Origin of the sequence: Lentzea aerocolonigenes, from assembly GCF_000955955.1 — a bacterium.
GTDB classification, from domain to species: Bacteria; Actinomycetota; Actinomycetes; order Mycobacteriales; family Pseudonocardiaceae; genus Lentzea; species Lentzea aerocolonigenes_A.
This window is the reverse complement of the sequence record NZ_JYJG01000049.1, coordinates 87,303-99,032: the sequence shown is the minus strand read 5'-3', so window position 1 is coordinate 99,032 and position 11,730 is coordinate 87,303. Positions and strand designations below refer to the sequence as shown.

11 protein-coding genes are annotated in these 11,730 nt (G+C 67.0%); 8 read left to right on the top strand and 3 right to left on the bottom strand.

What is annotated here, in order from left to right; translation table 11 throughout:
- The first annotated feature begins 66 nt into the window (after nucleotides 1-66).
- Nucleotides 67-888, top strand: coding sequence for an SMP-30/gluconolactonase/LRE family protein (locus UK23_RS09505; RefSeq protein WP_045311023.1), 822 nt, complete (start codon nucleotides 67-69; stop codon nucleotides 886-888).
- On the opposite strand, the gene UK23_RS09500 is transcribed toward UK23_RS09505, so the two are convergent.
- Nucleotides 885-3,089 carry a P-loop NTPase fold protein gene (locus tag UK23_RS09500; protein WP_045311022.1) on the bottom strand — a complete coding sequence of 735 codons (2,205 nt, stop codon included), beginning with the start codon at nucleotides 3,087-3,089 and terminating at the stop codon, nucleotides 885-887. The two genes, UK23_RS09505 and UK23_RS09500, sit on opposite strands and share 4 nt — an antisense overlap.
- Nucleotides 3,090-3,187: 98 nt before the next feature.
- Here UK23_RS09500 and UK23_RS09495 point away from each other — a divergent pair, with 98 nt between their 5' ends.
- The 5 genes from UK23_RS09495 to UK23_RS50075 are packed head-to-tail and all read left to right on the top strand — an operon-like array spanning nucleotide 3,188 to nucleotide 7,678.
- Nucleotides 3,188-4,819 (top strand): circularly permuted type 2 ATP-grasp protein, encoded by a 1,632-nt coding sequence (locus tag UK23_RS09495; protein ID WP_231114437.1) that lies wholly within the window; start codon nucleotides 3,188-3,190, stop codon nucleotides 4,817-4,819.
- Nucleotides 4,820-4,832: 13 nt separating this feature from the next.
- Complete coding sequence (locus UK23_RS09490; protein WP_045311021.1) at nucleotides 4,833-5,780, top strand: alpha-E domain-containing protein; 948 nt, start codon at nucleotides 4,833-4,835, stop codon at nucleotides 5,778-5,780.
- 2 nt (nucleotides 5,781-5,782) lie between these two features.
- A complete protein-coding gene (locus UK23_RS09485; protein WP_045311020.1) occupies nucleotides 5,783-6,625 on the top strand; it encodes a transglutaminase family protein in 843 nt (280 codons plus the stop codon).
- A 56-nt stretch (nucleotides 6,626-6,681) separates the two neighbouring features.
- On the top strand, nucleotides 6,682-7,527 hold the full coding sequence (locus UK23_RS09480) for a helix-turn-helix domain-containing protein (protein WP_045311019.1): 846 nt from the start codon (nucleotides 6,682-6,684) through the stop codon (nucleotides 7,525-7,527).
- Nucleotides 7,502-7,678 (top strand): DUF397 domain-containing protein, encoded by a 177-nt coding sequence (locus tag UK23_RS50075; protein WP_082114529.1) that lies wholly within the window; start codon nucleotides 7,502-7,504, stop codon nucleotides 7,676-7,678. The genes UK23_RS09480 and UK23_RS50075 overlap by 26 nt, the downstream gene beginning before the upstream one ends.
- Here the strand turns inward: UK23_RS50075 and UK23_RS09475 are convergent.
- Nucleotides 7,663-8,085, bottom strand: coding sequence for a type II toxin-antitoxin system PemK/MazF family toxin (locus UK23_RS09475; RefSeq protein WP_045311046.1), 423 nt, complete (start codon nucleotides 8,083-8,085; stop codon nucleotides 7,663-7,665). The two genes, UK23_RS50075 and UK23_RS09475, sit on opposite strands and share 16 nt — an antisense overlap.
- 89 nt (nucleotides 8,086-8,174) lie before the next feature.
- On the opposite strand from UK23_RS09475, the gene lepA reads away from it, so the two are divergent.
- On the top strand, nucleotides 8,175-10,010 hold the full coding sequence (gene lepA / locus UK23_RS09470) for a translation elongation factor 4 (protein WP_045311018.1): 1,836 nt from the start codon (nucleotides 8,175-8,177) through the stop codon (nucleotides 10,008-10,010).
- Between the two features lie 32 nt (nucleotides 10,011-10,042).
- Complete coding sequence (locus UK23_RS09465; RefSeq protein ID WP_045311045.1) at nucleotides 10,043-10,867, top strand: DUF72 domain-containing protein; 825 nt, start codon at nucleotides 10,043-10,045, stop codon at nucleotides 10,865-10,867.
- On the opposite strand, the gene UK23_RS09460 is transcribed toward UK23_RS09465, so the two are convergent.
- Nucleotides 10,864-11,703, bottom strand: coding sequence for a LysR family transcriptional regulator (locus UK23_RS09460; protein WP_045311017.1), 840 nt, complete (start codon nucleotides 11,701-11,703; stop codon nucleotides 10,864-10,866). The genes UK23_RS09465 and UK23_RS09460 overlap by 4 nt on opposite strands.
- Nucleotides 11,704-11,730 lie beyond the last annotated feature (27 nt).

Genomic DNA, 11,730 nt, shown 5'->3' with positions numbered 1-11,730 from the left:
ACGTTCCGGACCGGTAGGCGGAAAAGACGTCGCGCCCCGCTCGGCCCCACCCCTAGCGTCGAGCACATGAGGATCCTCGCGCTGCTGTGCCTAGTCCTGTCCGTCACCGCGGTCCCAGCTCAGGCCGCACCGATCCGCTGCCAGACGCCGGCCGTCTCCACGTTCCACACCGCCGACACCTGGTACGAGAACCTGGAGTTCGACGGCCACACCATCTGGCTCTCCAACCTCACCGGCAACGCCGTCGAGCAGTACCGCCTGGACGGCACCCTCCTGCAGTCCATCCCACTGCGCGCACCCGGCGCCATCCGCAAGGGCCCGGACGGCCTCCTCTACGTCAACTTCGGCAACGACAACCCGGAAACCCGCCCCCAGCCCTCCGGCGTGGTCCGCCTAACCCCGAAGCCCGAGGTCTTCATCGGCGGCGACACTCTGAGCTCCGCGAACGGCGCCGAGTTCGACGCCCGCGGCCACCTCTACGTCTCCGACCCGTTCACGGGCCTGTACGAGTTCGACCGCCGAGGCGCCCTGGTCCGCCACATCGACCTGGCCTACCCGAACGGCATCGTCACCATCGGCACCACCGTCTTCACGAACATCCTGATCGACCCGCAGTCCGCCATCGTCCGCATCACCGGCAACCGCCAGACCCGCCTCGAACTCGGCGCCCCGGACAAGGGCCTCGACGACCTGGCCGTAGGCCCCGACGGCAAGCTCTACGTCACCACCTACACCAGCGGCGAGCTGATCAAGGTCGACCCGTGGACCGGCGCCCACTGCACCCTGCTCTCCGGCCTGAAGAACCCGACTGCGGCCCGCTTCCTCCCAGGCACCCGCACGATGTTCCTCACCGAGGCCTCGGGCTCGGTCCTGAAGGTCCGCCTCTAGAACAGCCTGTTCGCCAGCCCCGCAACCGCTTGCGCATCGCAGTCGCGCAGCAGTTCCCGCAGGTTCGCCGCGGCCTTCCGATCCGAGTAGGCGAACCCGAGCCGCGCGATCACCGCACCCCACTGGACGTCGTCGCCGACCGCGTCAGCCAGGTCCTGCCATCCACCGCGCAACCGGTGCAGGTAGGCAGGCCACCTGACGGCGATCTCGGCGACGGCGACCAGGTGGCAGGCCTGCGCGACGTTCATCGAGATGAGCACGCGCAGGTAGAACTGCCAGACGTTCAGCAACCGCTTCTCCTCGCGCACAGACTGCTCCGGTTGTGCCTTGAGCCGCCGCCGGAGATGTTCGCGGACCTCGGGATGCTGCTCGATGACGATGACGACCCTCTCGACATCGTCCGGATCCAGCAACCCGTCGAGTTCGCCGGGTTCGAAGGTGGGGAGATCGGGACTTGGTGGCACTGGTTCGGCATCGTCGCGGTGCACCGGCCCGAGCTGGGCGAGCAGGATCTGGTCGACGTTGTCCTCGGTCGTGCGGGGCAGCCGCACAGGAAGTTGCACCAGCTTGCGCAGGAACGTCCATCCCGGACTCGGGTCGTCCGGGTGCGTCACGATCTTCGCGTCGGCGAGCTCCTTGTAGGCGTTGTCGACGTGCGCCGCGACGACCGTGGTGTCGAGGCCCAGCACGAACCGTGTGGCCGGGAAGTCGTCAGACAGGAACACGTTGATCGCCTCGAACACCTGGGCCGTGGTGCGCGGCGTGCACCGGTCGAGGTCGTCGATCAGCAGGATGAGCCGGTACCTGTGCGCCTCGAGGTCCTTCAGCAACTCCCTGATGTCGTGCTGCACCAGGTAGAGGTAGCCGGACCGCGCGTTGTAGTAGGGATCTCGGATCAACGGATCCGTTGCGCTGCCGGAGAAAGCGTTGCTGGTGACCGGTCCGGAGAACAGCTCACCCGGCAGGAACGCCGATGCCCGGTCCCAGAAGTACCGCTTCGCGGTGTGCAGCACACCGAGGCCGGCGATACCGACGCTCGGCCAGAACGCCCACGTCAGGTTGAGCTTCGCAAGGGCGCCGAGCAGTGATAGTCCGAAGCCCAAACCTGCGAACGTCAACAACGGTGAGAAGATCCGTTTCCACAGCTGCCGCTGGAGATGACGCCTGTCGACGCGACCGGCGTTGCGGGCGAACCAGTAGCGCTCGCGGTTGTTCTGGTGGGGCATGATCGTCGCTACGGCGGCCTCGGTCACGGCCTTCGCGAGTCCGGCCCACACCTGTTCGCTCGACTGATGCCGCCACGGGTTGAACGACACCACCAGTGGCTTGACCATCGGCTTGATCTTCATCGGCTTCTGCTTCGGTGGTGGCATCCCTGCCGGTGGCCGGTTCAGCATCCAGTCCGCCTGGGACACGGTGAACCTGCGCCTTCGCTGGATCTTGGTGGGCGGGGTGGCGAGATGGTTCTTGACCAACTCCAGCAGCGTGCTCTTGCCCGAACCCCATGCGCCTTCCACCGTGATCACGGTTGGCCCGTCGTCATCGTCCGGCCGGAGCACGTCCCTGAGCGCGCCCACGAGTGTGCCGCGGCCGAGCAGGTCCTCCTGGGCGACGCGGTCGTCGAACCCGCGGGTCGCCACAGGCCCGATGCGAGGTCCGAGCGCCAGTGAGGGGTTCCAGATGCGCAGCTTGCCCGTCGGGCCACCCGATGCGAAGCGGAAACGGTTGTCCGGTCCTGGGTAGATCATCATCACGGAGACCCGGCACGGTTGGCTCCGCCAGAGCAGCTTGCCAGTGCGCAGGCTCCAGACTCGGACCGTTCCGCCTTCGCTTCCTGAAACCAGCAGTTGTTCACCGGCCCTGGTGAACGATTCGAGGGCAGTGACGTGTGTGTCATGCCCGACCAGCCGGCGGATCTCGCGGGACTCGCGCAGGATGACGATGTCCTTGCCGTCGATCAGGGCGTTCATCCGGTTCCCGAGCGGCACCGACCGGTGGGGGCCGAACAACCCTTCTTGGTATTGCTGGTTGTCGAACCTGACCTCACCCGTGTCCGGGTTGACGAGAACGGCGCCTCCACCGTCGAAGTACACCCGAAGCCACAGGCCCGGGAACTCGCCGGTCGGCGCGAGGCCGGTGATGGGCGCGCGGAGCTCGATCGTGCGCTCGGGTTCCGCGTGCGGCAGCTCGGCTGAGGTCACGTGTTCAAGGTCGGGAAAGTACCGAGTTTCGTTTCCGGGAGGTTTCTGTCCGGTCGGACTAGTGCGAAAACCGCCTGAACAGGGTGAAGATGTGGACCATGGAACGCCGAGCCCGCACCTCAGGACTGCGCCGCAGCCGCACGGTCACCACGCCGAGGCTCGGTGAGCTGTTCAACGGCTATCTCAGCCCGCAACGGCCGCATGCTGACGCCTACGACGAGATGTTCTCCACGGACAACGGGGTGCGGAGTGCTTACCGCGCGCTGTACGAGTCGGTGGCTCCGTCGCACGTCAACGACCTGAACGCGCGAAGTGAGGCGCTTGGCAGGGCGTTTGTCGACCAGGGGATCACGTTCAGTCTCAGTGGGCAGGAGCGGCCGTTTCCGCTCGATCTGATTCCGCGGATCATCACGGCGAGCGAGTGGTCGAAGCTCGAGAAGGGCATCGTTCAGCGGGTGCGGGCGTTGGAGATGTTCCTCGCGGACATCTACGGGGATGCGCAGATCGTCCGGGATGGAGTGTTGCCGCGGCGTCTCATCACGAGCTGCGAGCACTTCCACCGGGAGGCGGCGCTCATCAACCCGCCGAACGGGGTGCGCATCCACGTTGCGGGCGTGGACCTGGTGCGGGACGAGCAGGGTGTGTTCCGGGTGCTTGAGGACAATCTGCGGTGCCCGTCCGGCGTGAGTTACGTGATGGAGAACCGCCGGACGATGGCGCGGGTGTTCCCGGACCTGTTCGCGCGGCATCGGGTGCGGGCCGTGGGCGACTACGCGGTGCATCTGCTGCGGGCGCTCAGGAATGCGGCGGCGCCCAACGCGGCCGATCCGAACGTCGTGGTGCTCACGCCGGGGCTTGCTAACTCCGCCTACTTCGAGCACTCGTTGCTGGCGAGGCAGATGGGTGTGGAGTTGGTCGAGGGGCGGGACCTGTTCTGCCGCGACAACTTCGTGTACCTGAGGACTACCGAGGGCGAGCGGCAGGTCGACGTCATCTATCGGAGGATCGATGACGACTTCTTGGACCCGGTGCATTTCCGGCCGGACTCGGTGCTGGGCATCGCGGGGCTGTTGAACGCGGCCAGGGCGGGCAACGTTGTCGTGGCCAACGCGGTCGGGAACGGGGTGGCGGACGACAAGCTCGTCTACACGTACCTGCCGGAGATCGTGCAGTACTACCTGGGTGAGAAGACGTTGTTGCCCAACGTGGACACGTTCCGGTGCTGGTTGCAGGACGAGCGGGCGCACGTGTTCGACAAGCTCGACGAGCTCGTGGTGAAGCCCGTCGAGGGGTCGGGCGGGTACGGGATCGTGTTCGGGCCGGAGGCGTCGCCGAGGGAGCTGAACTCGCTGCGCAAGCGGATCCGGAACAACCCGCGCGGGTGGATCGCGCAACCCGTGGTGCAGCTGTCGACGGTGCCGACGAAGGTCGGGGACAAGCTGGCGCCGCGGCACGTCGACCTGAGGCCGTTCGCGGTGAACGACGGGAACTTCATCTTCGTGCTGCCGGGTGGGCTTACGCGGGTGGCGTTGCCGGAGGGCAGTTTGATCGTGAACTCGTCGCAAGGGGGCGGGTCGAAGGACACGTGGGTGCTGGCGCCCAAGTCGAGCACCCAAGAGCGTGAGCTGGCGGAACCCGGGCTGGCTGGAACGTCCACAATGGAGGCTGCGGCGGCCGAGCAGGGGCCTGAGCTCACCACTTCCCAGCAACAGCAACAACAGCAGCAGTAGGGAGGCGCGCGAAATGCTGGCACGCAACGCGGAGTCGCTGTACTGGATCGGCCGCTACGTCGAACGGGCGGACGACACGGCGCGCATCCTGGACGTCTCGGTCCACCAACTGCTTGAGGACGCGACGGTCGATCCGGACGCCACGTCGCGCCAACTCCTCACCGTCCTGGGGATCACACCACCGAAGGGTGCCGACCAGTTCGACGTGTGGTCGCTGACGGAACTGGTGGCGTACAACAAGGACAACCCGAGTTCGATCGTGGCGTCGGTGAACAGCGCGCGGGAGAACACGCGCGGTGCGCGCGAGGTCGTGTCGACCGAAATGTGGGAGTGCCTCAACGCGATGTGGAACGCCGTCGCGGAACGGCAGACCTACGCGCGGACGATGGGGCCGCACGCGTTCTTCAGCTTCGTGGAGGAGCGGGCGGCGATGTTCGCAGGCTTGGCGGACTCCACGATGTCGCGGGACGACGGGTGGCGGTTCCTGGTGCTCGGGCGGTCGGTCGAGCGGGTGGACATGATCGTGCGGCTGCTGCTGGCGCGTGTGGGGGACCGGGCGTCGTCGCCTGGGTGGGTCACGGTGTTGCGGTCGGCCGGTGCGCACGACACGTATCTGCGGACGTATCGCGGGGCGTTGGATGCGTCGAGAGTGGTGCAGTTCTTGTTGCTGGACAGGCTGTTCCCGCGGTCAGTGTTCCATGCGCTGAGGCAGGCGGAGGCGTGTCTGGAGCAGTTGGAGAACCAGCCGTCGGTGCGGGTCGGGGCGCGGGCGGAGGCGCTGCGGTTGTTGGGCAAGGCGCGCAGTGAGCTGGAGTTCCTGCGGCCGCACGACTTGCTGGACGACCTGCCGAAACGTCTTGCGGCACTGCAGAAAACGGTTCGTGACGTCGGTGAGGCCGTGTCGCAGCAGTACTTCCACGTGGCGCCGTGGGTCGCCTGGACGAACACCGAGGTGGGCTGACCATGAGCTGGCGAGTGCGTGTCGTGCACACGACGGGATATCGGTACGAGGCACCGGTTGTGCAGTCGTACAACGAAGCGCGGCTGACTCCGCGTGGCGACAGGCGGCAGAACGTCGTTGTCTCGCGCGTTGAGACCACACCGGCTACGCGTGCTTATCGGTACACGGACTACTGGGGTACGGAGGTCACGTCGTTCGACCTTCACGCGCCGCACAAGGAACTGAAAGTTGTCGCGTCGTCGGTGGTCGAGACGAGCGCGGAGATCGAACCTGTCACCACTGGCACGTGGGGCGACGTGCGCGCGGACAACCTCGTGGACCGCTACACGGAGTTCCTGGAGCCCACGCTGTACACGCCGCGCAACCGCGAGTTGCTGGCGGTGGCACGGGACTTGAAGAAGGGACAGTCGCCGTCGGGTGCGGTGCTGGCCGCGTCGCAGTGGGTGTGGGAGCAGCTCAAGTACCAGCCGGGGTCTACCGGTGTGCACAGCTCGGCCGTTGATGCGTGGCAGGAACGCAAGGGCGTGTGTCAGGACTTCGCGCATCTGACGTTGGTGTTGTTGCGCGGTATGGGCATTCCTTCGCGCTATGTGTCCGGATATCTGCACACGAAGAAAGATGGTGCGCTGCGAGAGACCGTGCGCGGCGAGTCGCACGCGTGGATTGAGGCGTGGACCGGTGGGTGGTGGGGGTACGACCCCACGAACGCCATACCGGTCGGGCCCAGGCATGTGTGGGTCGCATTGGGCAGGGACTATGCTGATGTGGCGCCGTTGAAGGGCATTTACTCCGGTGGCGCGGCGACCGCGTTGGAAGTGACGGTCGACATCACGCGACTCGCTTAGTTTTCACCCGAACGAGCCCATTCTATGGATTAAGTCCAAGGATTAGCGTCGGGTAGATGAAAACCACGACTTCTACCGCGTACAGCAGGGATCTCGGCGACGAGCTGCGGCGGTTGCGGGAGACCTGCACCGGCATGGGCGGCCGTGCGCTCGCCGTCAACCTCGGCTGGGATCCGAGCAAGGTCTCCAACATCGAGCACGGCAAGGCTCGAGCGAGCGAGATCGACCTCGTGCAGATACTCACGGCCTGCGGCAAGGACATCGAGTACTTCGAGAACTTCCGCGAGCGGTACAAGTACGCCTTCGAGGAGTACGTGCTGCAGGTTCCGGACAACCTGCGCACGCTGGCCATGGCCGAGTCGACGGCCAAAACGATCACCAGCTACGACATGCGGACTGTGCCGGGCCTCGTGCAGACGCCGGAATACGCGGATTCCTTGTATCGACTCGGCGGGTTTGTGGCCGAGGAGCGAATTCCGATGGCCGTGCAGCTCCGGATGGACCGCCAGGCGATCATGCGACGACACGATCGGCCGACTTGTTTGTTCTACGTCCATGAGCTGGCGCTGCAGCAGCAAGTCGGTGACGACCAGATCATGGCCGCGCAGTACAAGCGGCTGTTGGTCAAGGCATTCGTCCTGCGGATCGTGCCTGAACACGTCGTGATTCCGTCATCCGGCTGTGTCCTGTGGGAGTACGAGAAAGCGATGCCGGTCGCGTTCAGCGAGACCGATCTCGCGAACGTCTTCGTGCAGGATCCGGGGGCTATCGCACGCACCAGGCTCCTCTTCAATCACCTGGATGAGGTGGCCTTGGATGCGGAACAATCGCGGAGGAAGCTGGCGGAGTACGTCAGCCCACCGCGAGAGGAAAACCATGGCCGGGGACCGCGTTTGGCGTAAGAGCAGCTACAGCGGCGCGACCGAGGACGGCAACTGCGTCGAGGTGTCGTACGCGTCTGACGTGCTCGTTCGTGACTCCAAGAACGCCGGCGCGGGCACGCTGATGTTCAGCGCACCCGCGTGGCGTACGTTCGTTCAGCGCCAGCCGTGACGTTCGCGTAGGGCGTCGACGACCTGGCCGAAGGCGGCGGGTGCCAGCACGGCACCCTCCCGCCGGATGTCGTCGTCCGAGTCGAGGGCGAACACGCGGTCCAGGCGCAGGTAGGACGGGCGGCCGTCGCGGTCCCAGGCGCCCGCGCCCAGCTCCAGGTAGTCGTCGCGCGGCTCCTTCGACGAGAGCATCAGCGCGAGCAGCTCACCGTTGGCGCGGCCCACGACCAGCAGCGGGCGGTCCTTGCCGCGGTTGGCGTCCTCCTCGAAGGGAACCCAGGCCCAGACGACCTCGCCGGGGTCCGCGTCGCCGTCCATCGAGGGCTCGTACTCGAGCTTGGCGGCGTCCGCGGCGTCGAAAATCTCACGCACCGCACCCTTGGCGGGGCGGGGGTCCTCACCGTTCATCAGCACGGACGCACCCTAGTGGTGCAGGGCACACCGGCCGCTATGGGACCATAAGGGGACACCCGTCCGATTTCCTGCTGAGGACCACCTTGACCACGTTCGCCGACACGACCTTCACGCCGCCGGAGCTCATCCGGAACTTCTGCATCATCGCGCACATCGACCACGGCAAGTCCACGCTGGCCGACCGCATGCTGCAGCTCACCGGCGTGGTCGAAGCGCGGGCGATGCGCGCTCAGTACCTCGACCGGATGGACATCGAGCGCGAGCGCGGTATCACCATCAAGGCGCAGAACGTCCGGTTGCCGTGGCAGCTCGAGGGGCAGGACCACGTCCTGCACATGATCGACACGCCCGGCCACGTCGACTTCACCTACGAGGTGTCCCGCGCGCTGGAGGCCTGTGAGGGCGCCGTGCTGCTGGTCGACGCCGCGCAGGGCATCGAGGCGCAGACGCTCGCGAACCTGTACCTGGCGATGGAGAACGACCTCACCATCATCCCGGTGCTGAACAAGATCGACCTGCCCGCCGCGGACCCGGACAAGTACGCCAAGGAGATCTCGCACATCGTCGGCTGCGAGCCGGAGGAAGTGCTGCGCGTCTCGGCGAAGACCGGTCTCGGTGTCGAGGCGCTGCTCGACGAGGTCGTGCGCAAGGTCCCGGCCCCGGTCGGCGCGTCGGACTCCCCGGCCCGCGCGATGATCTTCGACTCGGTCTACGACACCTATCGCGGCGTCGTCACGTACATCAGGGTCGTCGACGGCAAGATCACGCCGCGCGAGCGCATCAAGATGATGTCGACGGGTGCGACGCACGAGATCCTCGAGGTCGGCATCGTCTCGCCGGAGCCGAAGCCGTCCCAGGGCCTCGGTGTCGGCGAGGTGGGCTACCTGATCACCGGCGTGAAGGACGTGCGCCAGTCCAAGGTCGGCGACACGGTCACGTCGGAGCGCAAGGGCGCCACGGAGCCGCTGGCCGGCTACCGCGAGCCCCGTCCGATGGTCTACTCCGGCCTCTACCCGGTCGACGGCTCGGACTACCCGGAGCTGCGTGAGGCGCTGGACAAGCTCCAGCTCAACGACGCCGCGCTGACCTACGAGCCGGAGACGTCCGCGGCGCTGGGCTTCGGCTTCCGCTGCGGCTTCCTCGGCCTGCTGCACCTGGAGATCACCCGCGACCGCCTGGAGCGCGAGTACGGTCTCGACCTGATCTCGACGGCCCCGAACGTCGTGTACCGCGTCGTGATGGAGGACGGCACGGAGCACGTCGTGACGAACCCGTCCGACTGGCCGGAGGGCAAGCGCGCCGAGGTCTACGAGCCGATCACCAAGTGCACCATCATCGCCCCGTCCGACTACATCGGCGCGATCATGGAGCTCTGCCAGTCCAAGCGCGGCCAGCTCGGCGGCATGGACTACCTGTCAGAGGACCGCGTCGAGCTGCGCTACACGATGCCGCTCGGCGAGATCATCTTCGACTTCTTCGACTCGCTGAAGTCGCGCACCCGCGGTTACGCCTCACTGGACTACGAAGAGTCCGGCGAGCAGGACGCGGAGCTCGTCAAGGTCGACATCCTGCTGCAGGGTGAGACGGTCGACGCGTTCAGCGCGATCGTGCACAAGGACTACGCCTACGCGTACGGCACGCGCATGGCGACCCGTCTGCGTGAGCTCATCCCGAGGCAGCAGTTCGAGGTGCCGATCCAGGCCGCGATCGGTGCCCGCGTGATCGCCCGCGAGACGATCCGCGCCATCCGCAAGGACGTGCTGGCCAAGTGCTACGGCGGTGACATCACCCGTAAGCGCAAGCTGCTCGAGAAGCAGAAGGAAGGCAAGAAGCGGATGAAGATGGTCGGCCGGGTCGAGGTGCCGCAGGAGGCCTTCGTCGCCGCGCTGTCCACCGATGAGCCGAAGGGCAAGAAGTAGGCGCAGTGGCGCGTCTTCACGTCGGCTGCGCGATGTGGAACCACAAGGCGTGGCTCGGGCGGTTCCTGCCGCAGTCGCTTCCCGCCGGGGAGCGACTGCGGGCCTACGCGAGCTGGTGCAACGCCGTCGAGGGCAACACCACGTTCTACGCGACGCCCGCCAGGAAGACCGTCGTGGCCTGGGCGGAGCAGACCGATCCCGGCTTCCGGTTCGTGGTCAAACTGCCCAAGGCCGTCACGCACGAGCGTCGGTTGAACGGCGTCGAGGTGCCGATGCGGGCGTTCCTGGACGCGATCGAACCCCTCGGTGAACGCGCGGTTCTCTGGACCCAGTTGCCCGGCTCGTTCGGCCCGTCGGACGTCGATGCCCTGCGCCGCTTCCTGCGCAGGCTGCCCGTCGGCCTCCGGCGTGCCGTGGAGGTGCGTCACCCTCTTTTCTTCACCGACGCCGGTGCGACGTCGCTGCTGGAGGGGGCGCTCGCCGGCGTGGACACCGAGTGGGTGCCGTTCGACACCACGGTCTTCTTCCAGAGCCGGCCGACCAGCGAGGCCGAGCGGGAAGCGTGGGAACGGAAACCGCGGTTGCCGCGGCGGACGCGGGCGCTGACCGACCAGCCGATCGTCCGGTACCTGGGCCGCGACTCGGCCGAGGAAACGGTCGAGGGGTGGAGACCGTGGGCCGAGGTGGTCGCCGGCTGGCTGCGGGAGGGCCGGTCGCCGACGCTGTTCCTGCACACCCCCGACAACGTGGACGCACCCGCGCTCGCCCGCCGGTTCCACGACGACGTGCGATCGCTCGTGCCCGGCCTCGACGCGTTACCCGAGCCCGAGCCGGTCGAGCCCGCGACCCTGTTCTAGTTCTCCAGGGTCGCTGCTAGCGCGGCGACCCTTGCCGTGCGGGCGCCGGTGCGCCAGCAGAGCACCCAGCGCACCGGTGGGGCGCTTTCCGCGAACGGCACCATCGCGAGGGTGGGACGGGCGAAGTAGTCGGCGGCGTGCGCGGCCAACGGACACACGCCTTCGTTGGCGGCGATCCGCGCCATGAGGTCCAGAAGCGTTGCGGGGACAGGCGGTTCGGGTTCGCGGCGGTAGGGCGCTGCACGTCGTCCAGCCCGGAACACCACTTCGCCGTCCAGATCATCGAGCGTCACCGTTTCGTGGGTGGCCAGCCGGTGTTCTCTGGCCACGGCCAGCACGACAGGTTCGGTGTGCAGGACCGGGCCTTCCTCGAACCCCGGTTCGTCGACGGGTGCGTTGGTGACGGCGACGTCGACCTCGCCGGAGCGCAGCAGGTCGAGCGGGTCGGAGAAGCCGGTCTCGCGGAAGGCGATCTCGACGCCGGGGTTGTTCTGCCGGAACCGCGCGAAGGTTGGGGCGGCGAGTTCGGCGACCGCGGGTGCTTCCAGGCCGACGGTGAGCACGCCGGTGATGCCTTTGCCGGCCGCGATGGCGTTCGCGATCCCGCGTTCGATGCGGTCGTGGCCCACGCGGACGTCGGCGTAGAGGGCGGCGCCTGTTGGGGTGAGCGCGACCCTCCGGCTGGTGCGCTCGAACAGGGCGACGCCGAACCGCCGTTCCAGCTTCGCGATCGTCTGGCTCACGCGCGCCTGTGAAATGAGCAGTCGCTGCGCCGTGCGTCCGAAGTGCAGCTCCTCCGCGAGCGTCAGGAAGATCTCGATGTCCCGCCGTTCCATAATCTTCAGGTTATCAGTCGATGCTTG